Origin of the sequence: Actinorhabdospora filicis (assembly GCF_030269765.1) — a bacterium.
GTDB lineage: Bacteria > Actinomycetota > Actinomycetes > Mycobacteriales > Micromonosporaceae > Actinorhabdospora > Actinorhabdospora filicis.
On sequence record NZ_BSTX01000002.1, the window covers coordinates 929,089 to 952,785 of the forward strand.

Here is a 23,697-nt window from a genome sequence, read left to right on the forward strand (position 1 = left end):
AGTCGCCCGCCCGGCCGGTGCCCGGCCGCTCCACGAAGGACAGGCATGGCTGAAACCCCACCCCCACCCGACGACCGGGTCGTGCTGTCGGCGCGCGGGCTCACCAAGCACTTCCCGGTCCGCAAAGGGCTCCGCCGCAAGGCCGTGCGGGCCGTGGAATCGGTGGACCTGACGCTGCGGCGCGGCAGCGTGGTCGCCCTGGTCGGGGAGTCCGGCTCGGGCAAGTCCACCGTCGCCAGGCTCCTGGCGATGCTGCACCCGGCGACGGCGGGGGAGGTGCGGCTGCGCGGCGAGCCGGTCTCGGCGCGCTTCGGCCGCCGCTTCCGCGCCTACTGCCGCCAGGTGCAGATGATCTTCCAGGACCCCTTCGCCTCCCTCAACCCCGTCCACACCGTGCGCTACATCCTCACCAGGTCCCTGCGCATCCACCACGCCGGACTGTCCACGCCGGAGCTCACGGCGCGGCTGGCCGGGCTGCTGGAGCAGGTCCACCTCACCCCGCCCGAGCGGTACCTGGACAAGTTCCCCCACGAGCTGTCCGGCGGGCAGCGCCAACGGGTGTCCATCGCCCGCGCCCTGGGCGCCGGGCCCTCGGTGCTGCTGGCCGACGAGCCGGTGTCCATGCTGGACGTGTCCATCCGCCTGGGCGTGCTGAACCTGCTGCGGGAGCTGACCACCGAGCTGGACCTCGCCGTCCTCTACATCACCCACGACATCGCCTCGGCGCGCTACTTCGCCGACACCACCGTGGTCATGTACGCCGGGGAGATCGTGGAGAGCGGCGACAGCGAGGCCGTCACCCAGGACCCCGCCCACCCCTACACGCGCCTGCTCATCGCCTCCGCGCCCGACCCCGACCGGCCCGGCGGGGACCGCGAGATCCCCGCGCGCGGCGAACCGCCGAGCCTGATCACCCCGCCGCCCGGCTGCCGCTTCCATCCCCGCTGCCCGCAGGCGATGGAGCGGTGCCGGACGCAGGCCCCGCCCGCGCTGCCCGGCCCCGGCGGCCGCGCGGTCGCCTGCTGGCTCTACGACACGGAGGCGCCGGAATGACCTTCCTGCTGCGCCGCCTGGCGTTCTACCTGGTCACCGCCTGGGCGGCGATCACCCTCAACTTCTTCATCCCGCGCATGCTGCCCGGCAACCCCGTCCAGTCGCTCATCACCCGCTACCAGGGGCAGCTGAGCACCGACGCCACCAAGGCCCTCTACGCCCTCTTCGGCCTCGACGAGGACACCTCCCTGTGGCAGCAGTACCTCGACTACTGGGGACGGCTGTTCTCCGGCGACCTGGGCCTGTCCTTCACCTACTTCCCGACACCGGTCGCCGAGGTCATCGAGCAGAGCCTGCCGTGGACGCTGATCCTGGTCGGGCTGTCCACCATGGTCAGCTTCACCCTCGGCACCCTCGCCGGTGCCTACCTGGGCTGGCGGCGCGGCCGCTGGACCGACGCGCTGCTGCCGATCGGCAGCTTCTTCTCCGCCATCCCCTACTTCTGGCTCGGCCTGATCGCCATCGCCGTCCTCGCCGTGGCCTGGCCGCTGTTCCCCTCCTCGGGCGGCTGGGACGGCGCGTTCGTCCCGTCCTGGGACGCCGACTTCATCTGGTCGGCGGTCTACCACGGCGCGCTGCCCGCCATCACCATCGTGATCAGCTCCATCGCCGGATGGATGCTGGGGATGCGGAACATGACCGTCACCGTCGCCGCCGAGGACTACGTCACCGTCGCCCACGCCAAGGGCCTCAAGGAACGCACCGTCATGTTCGCCTACGCCGCCCGCAACGCCGTCCTCCCCAACGTCTCCGGCTTCGCCCTGTCCCTGGGGTTCATCGTCGGCGGCACCCTCGTCACCGAGATCGTCTTCTCCTACCCCGGCATCGGCTACATCCTCTACCAGGGCGTCAGTGCCAAGGACTACCCGCTCATGCAGGGCGTCTTCCTCATCATCACGCTGTCGGTGCTGGCGGCCAACATGCTCGCCGACCTCGCCTACGCCCTGCTCGACCCGCGCACCCGGCAGGAGGGCTGACCGGCATGGCAACCACGACCCCCACCGCGCTCGTGACCCCGCGCCGGGGCTTCCGGCTGGTCCTGCGCAACCGCAAGGCCGCCGCCGGCCTCATCATCCTGGGCGTGTTCGCCCTCGTCGCCGCCCTCGGCGAGCTCATCGCCCCCTACGATCCCGACGCGCTGTCCCCGGCGCTGCTGGAGGGACCGTCCGGCGCGCACTGGCTGGGCACCACCAACACCGGGCAGGACATCCTGTCGCAGCTGATCGCCGGTACCCGCGGGGTGCTGCTGGTCGGCCTGCTGGCCGGGGCGATCGCCACGGTCCTGTCGATCGTGGTGGGCGTGACCGCCGGGTTCGTCGGCGGCGCCGGGGACGAGGCGCTGTCGCTGCTGGCCAACGTGTTCCTGGTGATCCCGGCGCTGCCGCTGATCATCATCGTGGCCAGCCTGCTGCCCTCGGCCGGTGGGACGACCGTCGCGCTGGTCATCGGCCTCACCGGCTGGGCGTGGGGCTCGCGGATCCTGCGCGCCCAGACCCTCTCGCTGCGCCGACGCGACTTCGTGCAGGCCGCCCGCGCCAACGGCGAGTCGCTGTGGCGGATCGTGTTCTTCGAGATCCTGCCGAACCTGACCGCGATCATCGCCTCCGGCTTCATCGGGACCGTCATCTTCGCGGTCCTCTCCCAGATCACCCTCGCCTTCATCGGTGTGACCAGCGTGTCCGACTGGAACTGGGGCACCATCCTGTTCTGGGCGCAGAGCAACCAGGCCCTGGCCCAGGGCGCGTGGTGGTGGTTCGTGCCCGCCGGGCTGTGCATCGCGCTGCTGGGCACCGCGCTGACCCTGGTCAACTTCGGCATCGACGAATTCGTCAACCCGCGCCTGCGGACCGGTGGGAACCGCCCGGTGAAGGGGATCCGGCCGCGCGTCGGATTCACCCCCGTGCGGCGGAAGGAGACCTCGTGAACCAGCCCGTCCTGGAGATCAGCGGACTGTCGGTGGATTACGGCTACCACGACGACGCCGTCCACGCCCTGCGCGACGTGAGCCTGTCGCTGGGCCGCGGCGAGGTCCTCGGGCTGGCCGGGGAGAGCGGCTGCGGCAAGTCGACCCTCGCCTACGCCGCCACCCGGCTGCTGCCGCCGCCCGGGCTCATCACCGGCGGCGAGGTGCTGTTCCACTCGCGCACGGGGGAGACCCTCGACCTGCTGCGGCTGCCCGACGACGAGCTGCGCGCGGCCCGCTGGGACGAGATCGCCATCGTCTTCCAGGGCGCGATGAACTCGCTGAACCCGGTCCGCCGCGTCGGCCGCCAGCTCACCGACGTGATGGCCGCGCACCGGCCGGGCGTGCCCATGTCGGTCCACAAGGGACGGGCGCGGGAACTGCTGGGACTGGTCGGCATCCCCGCCGACCGGATGCCCGCCTACCCCCACCAGCTGTCGGGCGGGCAGCGCCAGCGCGTCATGATCGCCATGGCCCTCGCCCTGGACCCGCAGGTGGTCATCATGGACGAGCCGACCACCGCTCTCGACGTGGTCACCCAGCGCCAGATCGTGGAGCGCCTCATCGCGCTGCGCGCCGAGCTGGGCTTCTCGGTCGTATTCATCACCCACGACGTGTCCCTGCTGATCGAGATGGCCGACCGGATCGCGGTCATGTACGCCGGGCGCATCGTCGAGGACGCCCCGGCCGCCGAGATCTACGCCGAGCCCCGCCACCCCTACACCCGCGGCCTCCTCGGGTCCTTCCCGCCGCTGCGGGGACCGCGCCGGGCCCTGTCCGGGATCCCCGGCGCGCCACCCGACCTCGCCTCCCTCCCGCCCGGCTGCGCCTTCGCCCCGCGCTGCCCGCACGCCTTCGCCCGCTGCGAGGGCGAGCGTCCCGAGCTGTCCGGCGGGCGGCGCCTGTCGGCCTGCTTCCTGCCGGCGGACGGGCCGGTGGCGGCCGTCCAGGGTGTCGCCCCCGTTGAATAGGGTGTGCCCATGACCGACTCCGGGACCCCGCCGATGGGCAAGGTGAGCGCCAGGCAGCGCCGCTCGGTGCAGCGCCGCATGGACATCCTGCGCGCCGCCATGGGGATCTTCGGGCGGCGCGGGTACATGCGCGGATCCCTCATCGAGATCGCCGAGGTCGTCGGCATCACCCACGCCGGGATCCTGCACCACTTCGGATCCAAGGACGAGCTGCTGCTGGAGGTCCTGCGCTACCGCGACGAGGCCGACTTCGAGGAACTGGCCGTCGAGCGGCTCCCGGAGGGCCTGGAGCTGTTCGACCACCTGGTCCGCACCGCCCGCCTCAACGCCACCCGGCCGGGCATCGTGCAGTCCTACGCGGTCCTGTCGGCCGAGTCGGTCACCGACGACCACCCCGGGCAGGAGTGGTTCCGCAACCGCTTCGCCGGGCTGCGGCGGATCCTCGCCGAGGCGCTGCGCGAGGTCTGCGCCGGGCACGAGCCCGGCGAGGAGCGCCTCGACGCGGCCGCCTCGGTGATCATCGCGCTCATGGACGGCCTCCAGGTCCAGTGGCTGCTCGACCGCGAGGCCGTCGACCTCGCCTACGCCACCGCGCTGGGCATCAACGCCGTCCTGGCCGACCTGACGGGCGGGAAGGCAGTCGCGACCGGCTGAACAGGCACCTTAACTGTCGCCTACCCGACAGGCATTGGCCGATCCGTCCCTTGTGGGGTAAACCGGTTAGGTGCTTCTCGAAGGGGTTCTCACCACCCTCCTGGGCAGCCTCTCCGCCAGTGCCCTCCAGAAACGCCGCGAGACGGAGAACTTCCGCCGCACCGAGGCGGCGGCGCGTGCCCGGGAGGAACGCGCCGAGCGCTTCCAGTCGGCGCTGCACGCCCAGGATTCCGTCCGCCAGCATCTCCAGGCCCTCGACCGCGACCGCTTCAACGCCGACCGCGCCGTCCACGACGCCGAGCACCTCGAACTCGTGCGGTTCCGGATGGCGCGCGCCCTGCGCCACGAGGAGCGCGCCGAGGCCCACAACCCGTTCGTGCACGACACCGAAACGGTCCTGAAGTACCTGCGGGCCGCCGGAGAGGACGGCAAGTCGCCCGTCCTGCTGTTCGCCCCCATCGCCGGGGAGAGCTCCGAGGACGGCCACCGCTCCTTCCGCGTCGGGCTGCGCAAGGGCTGGCAGCAGCAGCCGTGGGCGGCCGACGCCCGCAGCCTCGACGGGTTCTTCCGCCGCCCCCTCACCCACACCGACCTCGACCTGCTCGTGGTCCGCGAGACCATCCCGGACCTGCCGGTCATCCTCGTCCACGGCGAGCTCCAGACCGCCCGGCGGCTGTGGGTGTCCATCAGCGCGTGGGGACTGACCGGCGACGCCGACACCCGCGTCGACTTCCACCTGCCGCGCCTGACCGTCCCCGACGGCGACGACGAGGCCCTCCTGGAGTTCCAGGACGCCCTCGCCCACGTCTGCGGCGTCGTGGCCGGCGTGCTCGCCGAGTGGCACCGGCTGATCGCCTCGGGCATCCCCCCGCGCATCCACCGCCTCGTCAAGGACCCCGAGGAGCGCCGCTGGGTGGGCGTGGCCAACGCCACCGGCTACGAGTTCGCCGCCGCGCACGGCGCGATCGGGCTGCGCCAGGCGTCCTTCTGGCAGTCGGTGATCCTCGCCGACAGCGGCCTGCCCGAGGCCGCCGCGGCCAACATCGACGACGAGACCCTCGACCTGGTGGCCACCGCCGCCGGAGGCGACGCCGAGACCGTCAACGGGCTGCGGTCACTGGCCGCGGCCTTCGCGTCCATGGGCGACGAGGGCCGCGCCGCGCGCATCACCTCACTGCTGGCCACCGCCGCCCTGCGCGCGATGACGCAGGGGCCCTCGCCCCTGCGGACCTGGTGAAGAAGAAGGAGATCATGCCCGACATCAGAGTCGCCGCCGCCGTCGACTTCGGCACCCACGGGACGGGCTTCGCCTGGGCCTTCCTGAACGAGGCCAACAACCCCGCCGCCGAGCGGACGGTGAACCTCCACGACCAGTGGCAGGGGCAGCCGGTCTCCTACATCAAGAACCGCACGTCCCTGCTCCTGGACGGCGGCAAGGTCCTGGAATGGGGCTACGAGGCCCACCGCCGCTACAACACCGAGGGCCGCCGCAACCCCGGCTGGGTCTACGCCGACCGCTTCAAAATGGGCCTGTGGGACGGCTCCCTGGTGCCTGCCGAGGAGGCCGAGAAGCACATCACGGCCTACCTGCGGGTCTTCTACCGCTTCGCCCTCGACCAGATCGTGGCCGCCGCGCAGGTCGACCCCGACGAGATCCGCTGGTGCGTGACCGTCCCGGCGATCTGGGGCGACCGGGAACGCGACGTGATGCGCAAATGCGCCGAGAAGGCCGGGTTCCCCACCGACCAGGAGCGCCTGCTCATCGCCGTGGAGCCCGAGGTCGCCGCCCTCTACTGCGAGGCCTACCACTCCACCGCCGCCATCACCACCCTCGGCCGCAGGTTCATGGTCGTCGACGCCGGTGGCGGCACCGTCGACCTGACCACCTACGAGGTCTCCGCCGAGCACAAGCTCACCCAGCTCGGCTACAGCCCCGGCGACGCGCTCGGCTCGGCCTTCGTCGACAAGCGCTTCGTGGAGACCCTGCTGGCCAAGCGCCTGCCCGTCGAGGTCGTCGACCGCTTCCAGCGCGAGGACCCCCAGGCCACCCTCGACCTGATGGACTCCTGGGAGCGCGCCAAACGCAACTTCGACCCCTCCCGCGACGCCCCGCTGAACATCCCCATCCCGGTGCGCATCTACAAACTCCTCGACGACGCCGCCCTGGCCCGCCTGGAGTACGAGCAGGACGGCATCGACGACTCCCTGGTGCTGACGCCCCTGGAGGTCCGGCGCATCTTCGACCACATCATCGGCGACGTGCTGCGCCTGGTCGACCGCCAGATCGAGGACGCCGGGGAGGTCGCCTCCGTCCTGCTCGTCGGCGGCTTCGCCCAGTCGGCCTACCTGGAGCAGCGGCTGCGCCGCTACGTCGAGGCCAACGGCTGCAACCTCGTCGTGCCGCCCAACCCGTCGGCGGCCGTCCTGCTCGGCGCCGTCCACTACGCCCTCACCCCCGACGTCGTGGTCGCCCGCTGCAGCCGCTACACCTACGGCGTCAGCACCAACCTGCCCGTCGAGGACGGCTTCGCCGGGGACCTCACCCGCAAATGGCGCGACGAGTGGGGCCAGGACATGGTCGCCGACCGCTTCTCCATCTTCGTGCGCCGCGGCGACATCGTCCCCGTCGGCGAGAACGTCGTGCGCCACTACTGGCCCATCAAACCCAAGCAGACCAGCATGGACGTCACCGTCTACATCGCCGAGGACCGCGAACCGCGCTACGTCGACGAGCGCGGCTGCGTCAAACTCGGCACCATCACCGCCGACCTGTCCAAAGTGGCCGCGCTGCCGCGCGACGACCAGAACGTCGAGGTGACCATGTCCTTCGGCGGCACCGAGGTCGTCGTGGACGCCAAGGTCGTGCGCACCGGCGCGCGGCTGAACACCTCCTTCACCTTCCACCGCGCGGCCGGATAGGAGACACCGCCATGGACAACGACACCGAACCCAAACGGGATGGCGCCGACCATGCCCTGCGGGAACTCGTCGCCGCCCACGACGACCTGCGCCGCGACGTGGAGGAACTGCGCCGCCGCCTGCCCGGCGAGCGCGAGCGCCGCCTGCTGTCCTCGGTCACCAACGCCGTCTCGCGCATCGACGGTCGCCTGAGCACCCTCGAACAGCACTACCAGCACCTCAACCGGCGCTTCACCGAGATCCTCGCCCAGCGCCACAGCGAGTCCGGCGGCTCGGCCAACAACGCCGTCCTGCGCCACCAGGAACTCGCCGAGAAGTTCCGCTTCCTGATGGAGCAGGACGTCCTGCGCTTCGTCGCCGAGGGCGTGCGCGAGTACGACCGGCGCGCCCGCGAGCAGGCACGGGCGGCGATGACGCGCGAGGTGTGCCGGGCGCTGTTCCTGGGCGCCGACCCCCGCCCCGCCGACATCTGGCAGGCCCACCCCCACAGCCGCGACCGCAACCACCCCGGCCGCCAGCTGGAGGACTTCATCGAAGCCCTCGCCGAGGCCGCGCGCTCGCTGCGCCGCGAGATCGCCGAACTGCCCGGCGAGCAGCTGTGGGACTTCGAGTTCGCGCCGGGGGAGACCATCGACAAGGCCCGCCAGCAGGTCTGGCGCGGCTCGCCGCCGGACCTGCCGGTGCGCGACGTGATCGTGCCCGGCTACGTCCTCGGCGACCGGGTGCTGGTGCTCCAGCAGGTGCTCACCGGGTGAACCGTCGCGGTGCCTATTCGTCGCTGTCACCGCATCGGGATGCCGTCGGCCGCTTCGTGATCCACGGGCATGGGGCATCCGCCTCAGAGAAGCCGGCCGGGTGAACGCGGCCCGCCCCCGCCGACGTCATGTCCGCAGGGGGCGGTTGTCACGTGGTGACTAGTAGGCGTCGAGGGTCGCGTAATACAGCCGTGTGCCGCGGGGGCAGGTCCCGAAGGACTTGGTGCGGTCCCCGGCCCACTTCCACGGGCCGTAGTACTCACGGTTGTTGCTGCACCCGGCCACGCCACGGTACTGGTGATCGGGTCCGTTGCCATCGCACCAGCCACCGCCCCTGGGGGAGTCGACCTCGGGGTAGCACTCCCCGAGCCAGCCGTTCAGTTCGGCGGATCCTGCGCGCGTCACGGTGGTGACCGGTGCGCCGCCACCCGCGCCTCCCGATGCGGCCGCCGAGGTGGTGACCAATCCTAAGATGGCGGCCGTCGCGAGGATGAACACGGCGATTCTGCGCGTGATGATGTTCAACTGAAATGTCCTCCCGTGCGGCGGGTGTCCCGCACCCGCTCGAATACTCACCGTATTCATCCCGCCGGCCCCTCTGCTGCCCCGTTCTAGCTCCCCGGGGAGGCGCGGCTTTCACTGAACGCTGGCAACTCGGCACTCGCGAGGGCGTGATGGGCGGGACGGGAAGGTGGGCCGACCGGCCTGATGGGAACAGGGTCTCACCGGCTGATCTGGAACCGCTTGGGCTCGCGCACCCACCCGGCGACCAGCACCAGGCCGCTGGGCCGGTGCACCGCCAGGTACCCGAAGGGCCGGTCGACGTCGACGCGCACCACGCGCCGCTCGGCGCCCTGCGGCATGAGCATCCCCGTGCAGCGCATCCCCGCGACGGTGACGGCGGCGGCCTCGAAGCCGCGCGCGGAGAACGTCGCGGTCGCCGCCTGGGCGGCGTCGCTGATCTCCAGCGGATCGGCGCTGACACCGGGGAAGTGCGCGCCCCGGGTCAGCGCGGTGGCCAGCCCGAAGACACCCGGGTGGCGCAGCAGGTCGTGATCGGCCGAGACGTCGAAGGCCACGGTGTTCAGCCGCAGCACCGGCGCCGGATCGCTCTCGAAGGACGGCTCGGCGTGGACGCTGACACCCGGGCCGTACTCGCCGGTGCCCTCGCGGCCCACCGCGGCGATGCCCGCCGCGAGCACCTCGGCCGGGGCCGAGGCGGCCTCCCCGAGGACCAGGTGGACGTCGACGTCGTCCTGCCCCTCCACCGCCACGATCGTCACGCCGTCGACCACGCGCAGCGCGCCCAGGTCACCGGTGTCACGGCGCAGCCCCAGCCACGGCCGGTCGGTGCGCCACGCCCCGCCGGTCGGCTGATAGGCGGCGTCCTCGAAGGGCGAGGCCCAGCGCGTGCGCACCGCCAGCGCGGTGGCCAGCACCAGCACCGTCTCCGGGGTCAGCTCGATGGGCATCCTCGGGATCAGCCCCAGCGTGCGCTCGGCGGCCCACGCGTCCAGAGCCGCCTTGTCGGCGTCCAGATCACCGGTGAGACGCCCGAACCAGGCCTCCGGCAGCCGTCCCGACCACTCCGGGCGCACCGTGATCCGCGGTGAGGACCACAGCCCGGTCGAGAAACGCGTGCACGCCGAGGACTCCAGCAGCGCGGCATAGGCGCCCACCACGTCCAGCGCGCGATCGGGATCGACCCCGGTGGCCGCGGCCAGCTCCTCGCGGGCGGCACCGGCCGCACCCGCCGACAGCACCGCCAGCAGCGGCCACGCGCCCGCACCCGACAGCACCGAAGGCGCCTCGTCGAGCGCGCGCAGCCAGCGCGCGGTCAGCCCATTGCTCTCCTGGACGCCGGCCGCGAGAACGCGGCCGGCGCCGGTGTCCGTGCCCGCCATAGGGCCGACCCTAGTCGCCGGAGGCCACCTTCGACAGGACCTCGGCCAGCTCGCCGGGCGCGCTCAGCATCGGCCAGTGGCCGGTGTCCAGGTCGAAGCGGTCGAAGTCCTCGCCGAAGAACGACAGGATCGGCAGACCCGCCGCCACCATCCCGCGCGTGTCATCGGCGGCGATCAGGACATTGCGGGCGGTCTGCCCACCGGTCAGCGACAGCGCGTCGGTGTAGGACTTGCGCGGATGCGGCTTGGCGCGCGCGTCCAGCAGCGCCACGTGCTCGGCGGTCAGCCCGCGACCCGAGTCACCCGCCGCCAGATTCGCCCCGCCCGGGAACGGGATCGAGACCGGATCATCGCACAGCTCCTCCGGCGAGACGAACGCCGTCATGCCCATCCCGTCGGCGAAAGGCGCCGAATCCACCCACACCACCCGCGACAGCCGCTCGCCCAGCCGGTCGGCGGCCCCCGTCACCGGAGCGCCCGAGTAGCTGTGCGCCACCAGGATCACCTCGCGCAGGTCCTCCGACTCCACCAGGTTCACGATGTCGGCGATATGGGTGTCCAGGCCGACCTCCGGACCGGCCAGGTGGGAGCGCTCGCCGAGGCCGGTCAGCGAGAGCGCGTAGACCTCGTGGCCGCGCCCGCGCAGGCCGGCGGCGACGTCGCGCCAGGCCCAGGCGCCGAGCCAGGCTCCGGGGACGAGGATGTAGGTGGCCATCGGTGACTCCTTCGTTCAGCGGTGTGCCTTGAGCTTAGAAGCCAATCAGGACCGAACCCGCCCGGATTAAACTGTGCGTCATGCCACCCGCCGAACGCGTGCCCGGGACCGCGATCCTGGCCCTGCTGGAGCTGCTCCAGTCCGGGCGCGAGTACACCGGCCCCGAGCTGGCCGCCCGCCTCGATGTCGACGAGCGGACCGTCCGCCGCTACGCCGCCCGCCTGGCCGAACTCGGCCTGCCGGTCACCGCCCGCCGCGGCCGCTACGGCGGCTACCGTCTCGGGCCCGGCTACAAGCTTCCGCCGCTGATGCTCACCGACGGCGAGGCCGTCGCCGTCACCCTCGGCCTGGTCGCCGCCACCCGCACCGGAATGTCCACCCTGGACGGCGAGACCGCCCTGGCCAAACTCCGCCGCGTCCTGCCCGAGCGGCTGCGCGAGCGCACCGCGCTGCTGGAGTCCGGCCTGGTCTTCACCGCGCCCGCCGTCGCCGGGGACGGCCCGCGCGCCACCATCCTGCTCACCCTCGGCGAGGCCGTCGCCTGCCGCCACCGCGTCCGCCTGGCCTACCGCTCCTGGAAGGGCGAGGACAGCGAACGCGACCTCGACCCCTACGGCATCGTCCTGCACAGCGGACGCTGGTACGTCAGCGGCCACGACCACCGCTCCGGGCAGCTGCGCACCTTCCGCCTCGACCGGATCAGCGCCGCCACCGCCGTCGCCGGCGACTTCACCGTCCCCGGCGACTACGACGCCGTGGAGCACCTGATGCGCTCCCTCAACGCCGTCGCCTACCGCTGGCCCTGCGAGATCCTGCTGCACACCACCATCGAGGACGCCCGGAACCGTATTCCGCGATCCGTCGGTGAACTGTCGGTGACCGGACACGGCGTCCTCTACCGGACCCGCGCGGAGAACCTCCCGGGCCTGGCCGGGATGCTGGCCACCCTGGGCTGCGACTTCACCGTCCGCGAGCCCGAGGAGCTGCGGGTGGCCCTCGGCGAGCTCGCCGAGCGCCTGAAGCGGGGCGCGGCAAAGGATTGAGCGGGCCCGTCGCGCACGTGGCGGACGGACGGTACCGTCGTCTTCTCGGCACGAGGAGTGACGGAGATGATCCCGACGGCGGCGCGGCGGACGACCGACCCCGCGCGCTACGTGGCACGGATCCGCTTCAAGACCGGACCGCCGCCACGGCACGGGCACGACCCCGACGCGGGCGGCGAAGCGCCGTCCGCGCGCGAGCGCGACGGTGGAGACGGCCGCCGCGACTCACGGCTCCCGGTCCGGGATTTCCCCCGAAACCCCATTCACGGAGGTGGAGCCGTGTCCACGGATGCGCGCGCCCGCGCGGCCGCCGACCTGCTCCGCGCCAGGGCGCGGAGCACGATTCTGACCGACGTCGGCGACGACGATCTGACCCGACAGCACTCTCCCCTGATGTCCCCGCTCGTGTGGGACCTGGCGCACATCGGCAACCAGGAGGAACTCTGGCTGGTCCGCGACGTGGGGCGGCGTGAGCCGGTCCGCGACGACATCGACCGCCTCTACGACGCCTTCAAGCACCCGCGCGCCACCCGCCCGTCCCTGCCGCTGCTGGGACCCGGCGAGGCCCGCGCGTACGTGCGGACCGTGCGCGACAAGGTCCTCGACATCCTCGACACCGTGCCCCTGGAGGGCGCGCGCCTCGTGGACGGCGGCTTCGCCTTCGGCATGATCGCCCAGCACGAGCAGCAGCACGACGAGACGATGCTGGCCACCCATCAGCTGCGCGAGGGCGACCCGGCGCTGACCGCGCCACCGCCGCCACCGTCCATCGCCGACGTCGGGCGCGAGGTCCTGGTGCCCGGCGGGCCGTTCACGATGGGCACCAGCGCCGAGCCGTGGGCCCTGGACAACGAGCGGCCCGCGCACGAGGTGGACGTGGCGTCGTTCCACATCGACACCGCGCCGGTGACCAACGCCCAGTACGCGGTGTTCATCGACGACGGCGGCTACCTCGACCCGCGCTGGTGGAGCCCGGAGGGCTGGCACCACCGCGTCCACAAGGGACTGGTGCGGCCGATGCACTGGCACGGCGACGGCACCTGTACCCACTTCGGGGTCCGCGCCCCGATCGACCCCGCCGCGCCCGTCGTGCACGTCTGCTACCACGAGGCCGCCGCCTACGCCGCCTGGGCGGGCCGCCGCCTGCCCACCGAGGCCGAGTGGGAGAAGGCCGCCCGCCACGACCCGGAGACCGGCCGCTCGCGCCGCTACCCCTGGGGCGACGCCGATCCCGGCGAGGCGCACGCCAACCTCGGCCAGCGGCACCTGCGGCCCGCCCCGGTCGGCGCGTACCCGGCGGGCGCGTCGCCGCTGGGCGTGCACCAGCTCATCGGCGACGTGTGGGAGTGGACCAGCAGCGACTTCCACGGCTACCCCGGCTTCGCCGCCTTCCCCTACCGCGAGTACTCCGAGGTCTTCTTCGGCACCGAGTACAAGGTCCTGCGCGGCGGCTCCTTCGGCACCGACGCGGTCGCCTGCCGCGGCACCTTCCGCAACTGGGACCTGCCCGTACGCCGGCAGATCTTCGCCGGTTTCCGCTGCGCGCGAGACGCCCGGGAGGGCGAGTGAGGAGCCGTCGGGACGTGAAGGGGGACGCCGCCTGATGTGCCGTCATCTCGCCTACCTCGGGCCGCGCGTCAGCCTGGCGAGGGTCCTGCTGGAGCCCGAGCACTCTTTACTGCGCCAGTCCTGGGCGCCCGCCGACATGCGCGGCGGCGGCACCATCAACGCCGACGGCTTCGGGATCGGCTGGTACCACCAGGGACGCGCCGTCCGGTACCGGCGCCCGTGCCCGATGTGGAGCGACACCGGCCTGGCCGCGCTGGCCGACACCACGGTCGCCTGCGCGTTCATGGCCGCCATCCGCTCGGCCACCGTCGGGATGCCGGTGGTGGAGACCGCCTGCGCGCCCTTCGGCGACGACACCTGGCTGTTCAGCCACAACGGGCGCGTCACCGGCTGGCCCGGCAGCCTCGCCGGGCTGGCCGCCGGGATCCCGCCGGTCGACCTGTACACCATCGACGCGCCGACCGACTCGGCGCTGCTGTGGGTGCTGCTGCGCGACCGGCTGCGCAAGGGGATCCCGCCGGGGGAGGCCCTGGGCTCCCTCACCGCCGAGGTCCTGGCCGCCGCGCCCGGCTCCCGGCTCAACCTGCTGCTCACCGACGGGACCGGCGTCTGGGCGACGACCGCCGGTCACTCACTGTCCATCCTGCACCGGGGCGGCGTCGTCATGCTCGCCTCGGAACCGCACGGCCGGCGCGGCGACTGGACCGCCGTCCCGGACGGGCGGCTCGTCGCCGCCGACATGTCCATGTACACAGTGGAGGCTCTCGCATGACCGCCGACGTGGAGATCGAGGAGCATCTCGTCCCCGGCGACATCGCCGCGCAGATGCGCGGCGACGTCCTGGCCGGGCTGGGCGCGACGCCGAAGTGGCTGCCGCCCAAATGGTTCTACGACGACGCGGGCAGCGCGCTCTTCGAGGAGATCACCCGCCTGCCCGAGTACTACCCGACCCGCGCCGAACGCGAGATCCTCACCGCGCGGGCCCCCGCCATCGCCGCCGCCGGCGACGCCAAGACCCTGGTGGAACTGGGCTCGGGCTCCTCGGAGAAGACCCTGCTGCTCCTGGACGCCCTGCGCGCCCACGGCAGCCTCGCCCGCTTCGTCCCCCTCGACGTCTCCGGCGGCGCGCTGCGCGAGGCCGCCACCCGCATCGCCGGGCGCTACCCCGGACTGGAGGTGCACGGCATCGTCGGCGACTTCACCCGCCACCTCCAGCACCTCCCCATGGGCCCCGGGCGGCTGATCGCGTTCCTGGGCGGCACGATCGGCAACCTCGACCCCGGCGAGCGCGCGGCGTTCCTGTCCTCGGTCCGCGCGGTCCTGGAACCGGGGGAGGCCCTGCTCCTGGGCGCCGACCTCGTCAAGGACCCCGCCACCCTCGTCGCCGCCTACGACGACGCCACCGGGGTGACCGCGGAGTTCAACCGCAACGTCCTGCGCGTCCTCAACCACCGCCTCGGCGCCGACTTCGACCCGGCGGCCTTCGACCACGTCGCGGTCTGGGACGCCGAGCGCGAGTGGATCGAGATGCGCCTGCGCTCCCGCTACGCCCAGGACGTGGCGATACCCGGGGTGGGCCTGACGGTGTCCTTCGCCAAGGACGAGGACCTGCGCACCGAGATCTCGGCGAAGTTCCGCCGCGAGGGCCTCACCGGCGAGCTGGCCGCCGCCGGTTTCACCGTCGGCCGCTGGTGGACCGACGCGGCCGGGCGCTTCGCCCTGGCCCTGGCGCTGGCCGACTGAGGGCACCGGGCGGGCGGCGAGAGCGCCGTCCGCCCGGCTCCGCGACGAGGCCATCGTCTTGGCAGTGGGAGTACGCTTCCGTCGCCCGCACCTCCCGTGCCCCCAGGAGACGCCATGTCGGTCCCCACCGGCGGATTCACCGCCCCGCCCCGCGAGACGGCCCAGCCGGTGCCGTACCTCGCCTCGCCCTGGGAGCGCCTGGGCGCCAAGATGATCGACCAGCTCATCGTCGGCAGCGCCGTCAGCGTCGTGGCCGTGCCCCTGATGATCCTCTTCATGCTCGACGTGCTGGACCAGAGCGAGGAGAGCCGGCGGCGGCTGGCCGCGGGCGAGCACCTCGGCTTCGGCGACGCCTTCCCGCCGAGCCTGCTGCTCATGTGGGCGGCGGTCTTCGTCCTGAGCGCGCTGGCCACGATGGCCTACGACACGATCCTCACCGTCAAGTGGGGCGCCACCGTCGGCAAACGCGTCCTGCGCCTGAAGATCATCCAGCGCGAGGACGGCGCCACCCCCGGCTGGGGCCGCATGGCCGCCCGCAGCGGCTTCACCGTCGTGCTCGGCCTGGTGCCCTGCGTCAACTGGCTCGATCCACTGTGGGTGTTCCTCAACCCCGACAAGCAGGCCCTCCACGACAAGGTCGCCCGCACCGTCGTCGTCAAGCTCCCCCCACCACAGCCGGTGTACGCCCCCTATCCCGGGCACTGAGCAGCCCTCCCGGGCAGCCCCGCCTGCCCTTCCCGCCGCCCTTGTGGACATTGGGGTTCCCACCGGACCTCACCTATGGTTCTCTCAGCCCCAGTGCACCCATGCCCGTCAGCCCGAGATCACGTCCCCCTCTTCTTGCCCGAGAGGAACGTCATGTCCATGCCCGCCGGCGGCTTCGCCGTGCCCATGCGCGCGCCCGCGCCCATGCCCGTCACCCTCGCCTCCCCCTGGGAGCGCCTCGCCGCCCACTTACTCGACAACCTCATCGTCGGGGGCCTCACCAGCGTCATCACCATTCCACTGTGGCTGATGAACACCGCCGACCGGGCCCGCCACCAGCAGGACGTGCAGCAGCGGATCCTGTCCGGTGAGCACGCCGACCTCTCCGACGCCTTCTACGGCCGCTACTACCTCGGCCTCGCCCTCATCAGCGCCATCGTCATGCTCGCCCAGGTGGCCTACCAGATCCTCATGACCACCCGCTGGGAGGCGACCGTCGGCAAACGCGTCCTGCGCCTGCGGATCGTGCGCGCCGAGGACTGGCGCCCGCCCACCGGCGGGCGGATGCTGGCCCGGGCCGGCGTCGCCGGCCTCTTCGGGATCATCAACTGCGTAGCCCTCGCCGACGTCCTGTCGATCTTCGGCGCCCGCCGCCAGACCCTGCACGACATCTGCGGCCGGACCTCCGTGATCAAGCTCCCGCCACCCCTCCCACCTGGCTACACGCCGTACCGGTAAAGTCCCGTCACGCCGCGTGCCCACGCGGCGTGACGCCCCTTTCGCCCAAAGCCCACACCCCGAAAGACCGCCGCACATGGCCAAGCGCTTCCGCGCGCCCAAAACCCCCGCCGTGCCGCTCGCGCCCCTGGGCGTCCGCCTCCTGGCCCGCCTCATCGACGGCGCGATCCTCACCGCGCTCGTCCTGCCGCTCTCGCTCCTGGTCCGCTCCGGCGACATCGACCCGCTGTTCTGCCTCTGGGACAAACCCAACCGCCAGACCCTCCACGACAAGGCCGCCCGCACCATCGTCATCGCCGACCGCGCCCGCAGGCACGGCGACGCCCTCGCCGTCCTCGGCTGACACCCGCTCCGTCAGCCTCGTGTCAGCACCCGGCGCGAGGCTCGGAGCATGTTCAGCACCAGCGACCACTACGCCATCGAGGCCCACGGCCTCGTCAAACGCTTCGGCGACAAGACCGCCCTCGACGGCGCCGGCCTCACCGCCCGCACCGGCACCGTCCTGGGCGTCCTTGGCCCCAACGGCGCCGGGAAGACCACCGCCGTGCGGATCCTGGCCACCCTCCTGCGACCCGACGCCGGCACCGCCCGCGTCGACGGCCACGACGTCACCACCGACGGCCACAAGGTCCGCGAACTCATCGGCCTCACCGGCCAGTACGCCTCCGTCGACGAAGACCTCACCGGCGAGCAGAACCTCGTCCTCGTCGGCCGCCTCCTCGGCCTCACCCGCGCCGAGACCCGCCGCCGCGCCCGCGACCTCCTCGACCGCTTCGGCATCACCGAGGCCGCCGGACGCCGCGCCAAGGGCTACTCCGGCGGCATGCGCCGCCGCCTCGACCTCGCCGTCAGCCTCATCGGCCGCCCCCGCTTTCTGTTCCTCGACGAGCCCACCACCGGCCTCGACCCCCACGCCCGCAACGACCTGTGGACGGTGATCCGCGAACACGTCGCCGACGGCGTCACCGTCCTGCTCACCACCCAGTACCTCGACGAGGCCGACCAGCTCGCCGACACCATCGCCGTCATCGACCACGGCCGCGTCGTCGCCTCCGGCACCCCCGACGAGCTCAAGGCCGCCGTCGGCGGCCAGCGCCTGGAGGTCCGCCCCCTCGACCCCGGCCGCCTCACCGACGCCGTCGCCGTCCTGCGCGACCTCACCGGCGCCGAACCCGAGGAAAACGGCGGGCTGCTGAGCGTCGGCGTCCACGACCCGCACCTGCCACCGGCGGCCCTGCGCCGCCTCGACGACGCCGGGATCCTCGTCGGCGAGCTCGCCCTGCGCCGCCCCAGCCTCGACGACGTGTTCCTGTCCATCACCGGCCACACCGCCCACGCCGAAGGAGCCCTCGCGTGAACAACCTCCTCACCCAGGGCCTGACCCTCACCTGGCGCGGCCTGGTCCCCATGCGCAACTCACCCGGCCAGATCATCGGCCTGCTCATGCAGCCGCTGATCATGATCCTGGTGTTCGTGTACCTCTTCGGCGGCGCCAACAACGACGGCGACCGCGCCGGAGTCGTCCTCTACGCCCTGCCCGGCGTCCTGGCCCAGGTCACCCTCATGGGCACCGGCCGCACCGGCATGATGCTGCACACCGACCTCACCAACGGCGTCTTCGACCGCGTCCGCGGCCTGCCGATCTCGCGTACCGCGCCACTGCTCGGCCGCGTCCTGGCCGACACCGTCGCGCTGGCCATCTCCGCCGTCGCCGCCCTCGGCATGGGCTACGTCGTGGGCTTCCGCGTCGCCACGGGACCCGCGCAGGCCCTCCTGGCGCTACTCGTCCTGCTCGGCTTCGCCATGTGCGTCGGCTGCGTCTCGGCCTGGGTCGGGCTCATCGCCAAGAACCCCGCCGGGATCCAGGTCCTCATCACCGCCGTCATGCTCCCGCTGGCCATGGGCAGCAACGCCTACATGAACCCCGAGTACGCGCCCGGCTGGATGCGCGGCTGGCTGGAGATCAACCCGGTCTCACACCTGGTCTCGGTCATCCGCGGACTGCTCATCGGCGGCGACTACGCCACCGGCCTCGGCGGGCACCTGCTCGCCACCGCCATCTGGGGCGCGGTGATCGCCGCCGTCGCCGCCCCACTGGCCGTCACCGCCTACAAGCGCCGGATCTAGCCCCAGCAGCGCCGCCGCGCCCGCCCCGTCCAGCCCCATCGGATCGGGCGGGACGGCCGCCCGGCCCGCCGCGAACGCCGCCCCCAGGCGCGGCAGCAGCCCCGGCAGGACCCCCGCGACGTCCCGGTCGTGATGCGCGCCCCCGTCCAGGCCCGCCGCGACCCCGAACAGCCGCACCGCTGACGCCTCGTCGCCCGCGGCGAGCGCCGCCAGGCCCACCCCGTCGGCGATCACCGGGATCACCCGCAGCCGCGCCGCCGGATGCGTGTTCAGGTACCGCAGCGCCCGGGCGTGCTCGGCCAGACCGCCCGCGACATCGCCCATCGCCACCAGCGCCCGCCCCAGCCCCGTGCGCGCCAGGCAGGCGAGGGGCTGCGGGTCCGGCGGGGTACCGGCCAGCCGCCCCAGCACCGAGCGGTACAGCGCCGCCGAGGCGGCGAACTCGCCCCGGGCGCGCAGGATCCCGGCGCGCACGATCCGCGCGTGGGTGTGGGTGTCGGGCCCCAGGGTGTCGTCGAGGAGCCGCTCGGCGGCCTCCAGCTGCGCCAGGGCCCCGGCGGTCTCGCCGAGGTCGAGGCGCAGGCCCGCCAGCCGCAGCCGCAGATCGGCCGACTCCGGGAACGCCGTCAGCGCGTCGAGGGCCCCGGTGACCTCGCCGAGCAGCGCGGCCACCCGCGGACGGTCGCCGTCCAGCAGCCGCAGCCCGGCCAGGCTCAGCGCGGCCTTGACCACGCTGAAATGGTCCCCGAGGCCCCGCGCGAGCCCCAGCGCCCCCTCCAGGTCGGCGGCGGCCGCGCCCCGGTCCTCACCGCGCCACGCGAACTGGGCGCGCATCATCAGCGCGGCCGCCGCCAGCCACGGGTCGTCCCCACCGGCGTAGCGGTCCAGGCGCGCGCGGGCCGCGCCGGGCTCACCGGCCAGCATGTGCAGCGCGGCGGCGATGACCTGCACCGCCACGAACGCGCTGCCCTCCGCCTCGGCGGCGTCCACGAGGGCGCTCATCCGCGCCGCCGCCTCGCCCACCGCCGCGGTGTCGGCGAACTCCGGCGCCCACCCGGCCAGGCCGGAGGAGAACACGCACATCGCGTACGGACCGGCCGCGCCCGGCGGCGGCGCGTCGGCCAGCGCCAGCGCCCGCCGCGACCACACCATCGCCTCCTCCCGCTGGTTCAGCGCCCACCACCGGCGGCACAGACCCGCGCACAACCGCAGCGCGCCCACCGCGTCCCCGGCTTCGATGAGCCGGGTCAGCGCCGCCAGCAGGTCCTCGTGGGCGCGCGCGAACCGCGCCAGCGACACCAGATCACCCGGCTCGTGCGCCGACAGCTCCAGGTAATGGGCGGCGTGCCGGTCCCGGTACCGGTCATAGACGCGCACGGAGTGGTCGCGGGCCCGGTCGGCGGCGAAGGCGCGGATGGTGTCCAGCATCCGGTACCCGCCGGGCACGGCGACCACGAAGGACTTGTCCACCAGCGACGGCAGCGTCTCCAGCCCGTACTCACCGCACACCCCCTCGACCGCGGCGAGATCGGCGGTACCGGCGAAGACCGACAGGCGCGCGGCGAAGTCCTTCTCGGCGTCGGTGAGCAGATCCCAGCTCCACTCCACCACCGCCCGCAGCGTCCGATGGCGCGGCAGCGCGGTACGGCTGCCCCCGGTCAGCAGCGCGAAACGGTCGTCCAGGCGCGCGGCGAGCTCACCCGGCGGCAGCCAGCGCAGCCGCGCGGCGGCCAGCTCCACCGCCAGCGGCAGCCCGTCCAGGCGCGCGACCACCGCCGCCGCCGCGGCGTCGTCCAGGACGGCGGCGGGCGCGGCGGCCCGCGCGCGCTCCCGCAGCAACCGCACGGCGTCGGCCCCGGGCAGGCCCGCCACCGGGTACAGCGCCTCCCCGGTGACCGACAGGGGCTCCCGGCTTGTGGCCAGCACCGTCAGCCGCGGGCAGGAGGTCAGCAGCCGCTCGGCCAGCGCGGCCGCGGCGCCGATGACGTGCTCGCAGTTGTCCAGGATCAGCAGCGTGCGCCGGTCGCCGATGGCGCGCGCGACGCGCTCGGCCACCGGCACCGGATCGGCGCCCAGGACGGGGGAGCGCGGGTCGCGCACCGACAGCACGCGCGCCACCGCCCGCCCGACCTCGCCCGCCTCGGCGACCGGCGCCAGCTCGGCCAGCCACACCCCGCCCGGCACCGCCACCCCGCGCCCGGCCTCCAGCGCCAGCCGGGTCTTGCCCACCCCGCCCGGCCCCAGCAGCGTGACCAGCCGGTCGCGCTCCAGCAGCCCCGCGATCGCGGCCAGGTCGTCCTCGCGGCCGACGAGCCCCGTCAGCGGCAGCGGCAGGTTCCCGCGCGGATCACCCGGCGACTCCGGCGCCCGCAGCACCGCCAGGTGCGCCGCCGACAGCTGCGGACCCGGCGCGGCGCCGAGGTCCTCCGCGAGGGCCGCGCGGGCGTCCTCGAACGCGGTCAGCGCCTCGGCGGAACGGCCCAGGGCGTGCAGGACGCGCACGTGCAGCGCCCGCAGCGTCTCCCGCCGCGGATGCGCGGCGGCCTCGGCGGCCAGCAGCGCCGCCACCTCACCCGCGCGCCCGGCGTCCAGGCACGCGTGCGCGTAATCCTCCACCGTGGACAGCCGCAGCTCCGCCAGCCGCGCCCGCTCCGGCCCCGCCACCCGCTCGTCGAGATCGGCCAGCGCCTCACCCCGCCACAGCGACAGCGCCTCACCCAGAACCCCGGCGCGGTCACCCGCCTCCCGCGCGGTGGCCAGCAGCCGCCCGAAGGCGGCCAGATCGGTATCGGCGGCCAGCCGGTACCCGTTCTCGGCCGCCGGAAGCACCCCCGCCCCCAGCGACCGGCGCAGCCGCGAGACCAGCGCCTGCAACGCGTTGGCGGGATTGGCCGGCGGCTCCTCCCACAACAGCCCGATCAGCGTCGCCGACGGCACCGCCCGCGGCGCCCGCCACGCCAGATACGTCAGCAACGCGCGCGGCCGGGCACCGCCCACCGCCACCGGCACGCCGTCCTCACCGCGCGCCTCCAGCGGCCCGAGCACCCCGATGCGCACGGGACTCACCTTATGACGCCGCGCCTGCGCGCCTCGGCGGTGGCCGCCGTCCGGTTGTCCACCCCCAGCTTGGCGAAGACCTGCACCAGATGCGACTTCACCGTCGCCTCGGTGATGAACAGCTCCCGCGCGATCGCGGCGTTACTGGCCCCCTCGGCGACCATTCGCAGCACCTGCGTCTCCCGCGCGGTCAGCGTCCGCGCCGGCGCCCGCACCCGCGACACCAGCCGCGTCGCCACCGACGGCGCCAGCACCGTCTCACCCCGCGCGGCCGTCGCGATCGCCGCCCGCAGCTCACCCGGCTCGGCGTCCTTCAGCAGATAACCCGTCGCCCCCGCCTCGATCGCACGCAAGATATCGGCCTCGGAGTCATAGGTGGTCAGCACCAGCACCCGCGGCGGCTCCGGCAGCGCCCGCAGCAGCCGCGTCGTCTCCGCCCCGTCCAGGCCCGCGCCCAGCTGCAGATCCATCACCACCACATCGGGACGCAACTCCGGCACGAGCTCCAGCGCGCGCTCGCCGGTGCCGACATCGGCGACCACGCTCAGCCCGCCGTCCTCCAGGGCGGCGCGCAGACCCTGCCGCACGATCGGGTGATCATCGACGATGAGAACGCGGACGCTCACGGCTCCTCCTGCCTGGGCACGGTCGCGTTGACCGCGGTCCCCGAACCCGGCCGCGACTCCACGATCAGCCGCCCGCCGACCTCGGCGAGCCGGTCGCGCATCGCCGCCAGCCCCAGGCCCGTCCCGGACGTCGGCGCGGGGGAGGGGTCGGCGGGATCGAAGCCCTTCCCGTCATCGGCGACATCGACGCTGACCGCCTCGGGCTGCACCGTCAGCGTCACCGCCACCCGCGTGGCCCCCGCGTGCTGCCGCACATTGGCCACCGCGCTCTGCGCCGCCCGCAGCAGCGCCACCGCCGCCGGAGTCGGCAGGCGCGGCGGCTCACCGTCCACCACCAGCGTGGCGTCCAGGCCGTAGTCACGGGCCTCGGCGACCAGCCCCTCCAGTGCCTTGGGCAGCGACGCGCCGTCCAGCTCGGCCGGGGTCAGCGCCCGCACCAGGCGGCGGGTGTCCTCCAGCGCCACCCGCGCGGCACCCACCGCGGTCTCCACCGCCCCCGGACGCCCCGAGCGCAGCAGCATGATGATCCCCGACAGCGACTGCCCCACCGTGTCATGGATCTCCCGGGCCAGGCGCTCCCGCTCGGCCAGCACACCCGCGCGCCGCTCGGTGGCCGCCAGCCGGTCGCGCGCGGCGGCCAGCTCCAGGCTCTGCTCACGCAGATCCCGGTACACCACCGTGATCACCACCGCCACCGCCGCGCCGATCACCGGCCCCAGCACCGCCGCGACGTCCACCCGCCCCCGCTGCCACGCGAAGACCACCACCGTCACCGCCGTCAGCCCCGCCACGCACACCAGCGCGACCCGCAGCGGCAGCAGCTGAAGGAACAACAGGAACAGCGGGAAGACCACCCACGCGAAATCCGCCGACAGCAGCGACAGCCCGGCCCAGCCCGCCGTCAGCACCACCAGCCACACCGCCGCCACCGTCCGGTCACCCGAACGCCGCGCCAGCACCACACCCAGCCCGTACCAGGCCGCCAGCAGCAGCGCGCCCACCACGCACCACGCCGCGTGCCGCCCCGCCGCGACCGCGCGCACCGCCCCCACCGCGACCAGCGCGGCGAACAGGACGTGCTGCGCCCGGCGCAGCAGCGCGAGCGCCACCGGGCGGGCCGTGGACGGACTGGTCACCCCCCGACGCTAGCCGCGC

22 protein-coding genes and 1 pseudogene are annotated in these 23,697 nt (G+C 73.5%); 17 read left to right on the top strand and 6 right to left on the bottom strand.

Features of this window, described 5'->3' with window-relative positions; translation table 11 throughout:
- Positions 1-45: 45 nt before the first annotated feature.
- The 8 genes from QSK10_RS17120 to QSK10_RS17155 all read left to right on the top strand — a co-directional run bounded on the left by QSK10_RS17120 (position 46) and on the right by QSK10_RS17155 (position 8,315).
- Entirely contained in the window at positions 46-1,053 is a 1,008-nt protein-coding gene (locus QSK10_RS17120) for an ABC transporter ATP-binding protein (protein WP_285663830.1), read from the top strand.
- Positions 1,050-2,030, top strand: a complete 981-nt coding sequence (locus QSK10_RS17125) for an ABC transporter permease (protein WP_285663831.1) — start codon at positions 1,050-1,052, stop codon at positions 2,028-2,030. Before QSK10_RS17120 ends, QSK10_RS17125 begins: the two co-directional genes overlap by 4 nt.
- A 5-nt stretch (positions 2,031-2,035) precedes the next feature.
- Positions 2,036-2,977 carry an ABC transporter permease gene (locus QSK10_RS17130; RefSeq protein ID WP_285663832.1) on the top strand — a complete coding sequence of 314 codons (942 nt, stop codon included), beginning with the start codon at positions 2,036-2,038 and terminating at the stop codon, positions 2,975-2,977.
- Positions 2,974-3,987, top strand: coding sequence for an ABC transporter ATP-binding protein (locus QSK10_RS17135; RefSeq protein ID WP_285663833.1), 1,014 nt, complete (start codon positions 2,974-2,976; stop codon positions 3,985-3,987). Before QSK10_RS17130 ends, QSK10_RS17135 begins: the two co-directional genes overlap by 4 nt.
- A 9-nt stretch (positions 3,988-3,996) precedes the next feature.
- A complete protein-coding gene (locus tag QSK10_RS17140) occupies positions 3,997-4,641 on the top strand; it encodes a TetR/AcrR family transcriptional regulator (protein WP_285663834.1) in 645 nt (214 codons plus the stop codon).
- Positions 4,642-4,711: 70 nt separating this feature from the next.
- Entirely contained in the window at positions 4,712-5,878 is a 1,167-nt protein-coding gene (locus tag QSK10_RS17145) for a hypothetical protein (protein WP_285663835.1), read from the top strand.
- 14 nt (positions 5,879-5,892) lie between these two features.
- Entirely contained in the window at positions 5,893-7,560 is a 1,668-nt protein-coding gene (locus tag QSK10_RS17150; protein WP_285663836.1) for an Hsp70 family protein, read from the top strand.
- An 11-nt stretch (positions 7,561-7,571) separates the two neighbouring features.
- Positions 7,572-8,315, top strand: a complete 744-nt coding sequence (locus QSK10_RS17155; RefSeq protein WP_285663837.1) for a hypothetical protein — start codon at positions 7,572-7,574, stop codon at positions 8,313-8,315.
- A gap of 159 nt (positions 8,316-8,474) precedes the next feature.
- On the opposite strand, the gene QSK10_RS17160 is transcribed toward QSK10_RS17155, so the two are convergent.
- The 3 genes from QSK10_RS17160 to QSK10_RS17170 form a co-directional block, all read right to left on the bottom strand.
- Positions 8,475-8,720: a hypothetical protein gene (locus QSK10_RS17160; protein ID WP_285663838.1), complete on the bottom strand. Its 246-nt coding sequence runs from the start codon at positions 8,718-8,720 to the stop codon at positions 8,475-8,477.
- 317 nt (positions 8,721-9,037) lie between these two features.
- Complete coding sequence (locus tag QSK10_RS17165) at positions 9,038-10,219, bottom strand: serpin family protein (protein WP_285663839.1); 1,182 nt, start codon at positions 10,217-10,219, stop codon at positions 9,038-9,040.
- A gap of 10 nt (positions 10,220-10,229) precedes the next feature.
- On the bottom strand, positions 10,230-10,934 hold the full coding sequence (locus QSK10_RS17170; protein WP_285663840.1) for an alpha/beta hydrolase: 705 nt from the start codon (positions 10,932-10,934) through the stop codon (positions 10,230-10,232).
- 80 nt (positions 10,935-11,014) lie between these two features.
- On the opposite strand from QSK10_RS17170, the gene QSK10_RS17175 reads away from it, so the two are divergent.
- The 9 genes from QSK10_RS17175 (at position 11,015) to QSK10_RS17215 (ending at position 18,859) form a co-directional block, all read left to right on the top strand.
- Positions 11,015-11,977: a helix-turn-helix transcriptional regulator gene (locus tag QSK10_RS17175; protein WP_285663841.1), complete on the top strand. Its 963-nt coding sequence runs from the start codon at positions 11,015-11,017 to the stop codon at positions 11,975-11,977.
- A gap of 279 nt (positions 11,978-12,256) precedes the next feature.
- The gene (gene egtB / locus QSK10_RS17180) at positions 12,257-13,546 is read left to right on the top strand and encodes an ergothioneine biosynthesis protein EgtB (protein ID WP_285663842.1); all 1,290 of its coding nucleotides are present in this window, start codon (positions 12,257-12,259) and stop codon (positions 13,544-13,546) included.
- 34 nt (positions 13,547-13,580) lie between these two features.
- The gene (egtC, locus tag QSK10_RS17185) at positions 13,581-14,318 is read left to right on the top strand and encodes an ergothioneine biosynthesis protein EgtC (protein WP_285663843.1); all 738 of its coding nucleotides are present in this window, start codon (positions 13,581-13,583) and stop codon (positions 14,316-14,318) included.
- Complete coding sequence (egtD, locus tag QSK10_RS17190; protein ID WP_285663844.1) at positions 14,315-15,289, top strand: L-histidine N(alpha)-methyltransferase; 975 nt, start codon at positions 14,315-14,317, stop codon at positions 15,287-15,289. Before egtC ends, egtD begins: the two co-directional genes overlap by 4 nt.
- 114 nt (positions 15,290-15,403) lie before the next feature.
- Entirely contained in the window at positions 15,404-15,994 is a 591-nt protein-coding gene (locus QSK10_RS17195; RefSeq protein WP_285663845.1) for an RDD family protein, read from the top strand.
- Between the two features lie 153 nt (positions 15,995-16,147).
- On the top strand, positions 16,148-16,732 hold the full coding sequence (locus tag QSK10_RS17200) for an RDD family protein (RefSeq protein ID WP_285663846.1): 585 nt from the start codon (positions 16,148-16,150) through the stop codon (positions 16,730-16,732).
- Positions 16,733-16,808: 76 nt separating this feature from the next.
- Positions 16,809-17,075 carry an RDD family protein gene (locus QSK10_RS17205; RefSeq protein ID WP_285663847.1) on the top strand — a complete coding sequence of 89 codons (267 nt, stop codon included), beginning with the start codon at positions 16,809-16,811 and terminating at the stop codon, positions 17,073-17,075.
- A 48-nt stretch (positions 17,076-17,123) separates the two neighbouring features.
- Positions 17,124-18,089, top strand: a complete 966-nt coding sequence (locus QSK10_RS17210) for an ATP-binding cassette domain-containing protein (RefSeq protein WP_285663848.1) — start codon at positions 17,124-17,126, stop codon at positions 18,087-18,089.
- The gene (locus QSK10_RS17215; RefSeq protein WP_285663849.1) at positions 18,086-18,859 is read left to right on the top strand and encodes an ABC transporter permease; all 774 of its coding nucleotides are present in this window, start codon (positions 18,086-18,088) and stop codon (positions 18,857-18,859) included. Before QSK10_RS17210 ends, QSK10_RS17215 begins: the two co-directional genes overlap by 4 nt.
- A gap of 2,382 nt (positions 18,860-21,241) precedes the next feature.
- Here the strand turns inward: QSK10_RS17215 and QSK10_RS17220 are convergent.
- From QSK10_RS17220 to QSK10_RS17230, 3 genes and pseudogenes are all read right to left on the bottom strand, one after another.
- Positions 21,242-21,925: pseudogene (locus tag QSK10_RS17220) on the bottom strand (AfsR/SARP family transcriptional regulator); the annotation flags it as partial.
- Complete coding sequence (locus QSK10_RS17225; RefSeq protein WP_285663850.1) at positions 21,922-22,542, bottom strand: response regulator; 621 nt, start codon at positions 22,540-22,542, stop codon at positions 21,922-21,924. The pseudogene QSK10_RS17220 and the gene QSK10_RS17225, both read right to left, overlap by 4 nt.
- Positions 22,539-23,678 carry a sensor histidine kinase gene (locus QSK10_RS17230; protein ID WP_285663851.1) on the bottom strand — a complete coding sequence of 380 codons (1,140 nt, stop codon included), beginning with the start codon at positions 23,676-23,678 and terminating at the stop codon, positions 22,539-22,541. The genes QSK10_RS17225 and QSK10_RS17230 overlap by 4 nt, the downstream gene beginning before the upstream one ends.
- Positions 23,679-23,697 lie beyond the last annotated feature (19 nt).

Coding starts and splice junctions, on each gene's coding strand:
- egtD (WP_285663844.1), top strand. CDS start 14,315: ATGACCGCCGACGTGGAGATCGAGGAGCATCTCGTCCCCGGCGACATC.
- QSK10_RS17170 (WP_285663840.1), bottom strand. CDS start 10,934: ATGGCCACCTACATCCTCGTCCCCGGAGCCTGGCTCGGCGCCTGGGCC.
- QSK10_RS17125 (WP_285663831.1), top strand. CDS start 1,050: ATGACCTTCCTGCTGCGCCGCCTGGCGTTCTACCTGGTCACCGCCTGG.
- QSK10_RS17205 (WP_285663847.1), top strand. CDS start 16,809: ATGGCCAAGCGCTTCCGCGCGCCCAAAACCCCCGCCGTGCCGCTCGCG.
- egtC (WP_285663843.1), top strand. CDS start 13,581: ATGTGCCGTCATCTCGCCTACCTCGGGCCGCGCGTCAGCCTGGCGAGG.
- QSK10_RS17155 (WP_285663837.1), top strand. CDS start 7,572: ATGGACAACGACACCGAACCCAAACGGGATGGCGCCGACCATGCCCTG.
- QSK10_RS17210 (WP_285663848.1), top strand. CDS start 17,124: ATGTTCAGCACCAGCGACCACTACGCCATCGAGGCCCACGGCCTCGTC.
- QSK10_RS17200 (WP_285663846.1), top strand. CDS start 16,148: ATGTCCATGCCCGCCGGCGGCTTCGCCGTGCCCATGCGCGCGCCCGCG.
- QSK10_RS17130 (WP_285663832.1), top strand. CDS start 2,036: ATGGCAACCACGACCCCCACCGCGCTCGTGACCCCGCGCCGGGGCTTC.
- QSK10_RS17165 (WP_285663839.1), bottom strand. CDS start 10,219: ATGGCGGGCACGGACACCGGCGCCGGCCGCGTTCTCGCGGCCGGCGTC.
- QSK10_RS17150 (WP_285663836.1), top strand. CDS start 5,893: ATGCCCGACATCAGAGTCGCCGCCGCCGTCGACTTCGGCACCCACGGG.
- QSK10_RS17195 (WP_285663845.1), top strand. CDS start 15,404: ATGTCGGTCCCCACCGGCGGATTCACCGCCCCGCCCCGCGAGACGGCC.
- QSK10_RS17120 (WP_285663830.1), top strand. CDS start 46: ATGGCTGAAACCCCACCCCCACCCGACGACCGGGTCGTGCTGTCGGCG.
- QSK10_RS17140 (WP_285663834.1), top strand. CDS start 3,997: ATGACCGACTCCGGGACCCCGCCGATGGGCAAGGTGAGCGCCAGGCAG.
- QSK10_RS17175 (WP_285663841.1), top strand. CDS start 11,015: ATGCCACCCGCCGAACGCGTGCCCGGGACCGCGATCCTGGCCCTGCTG.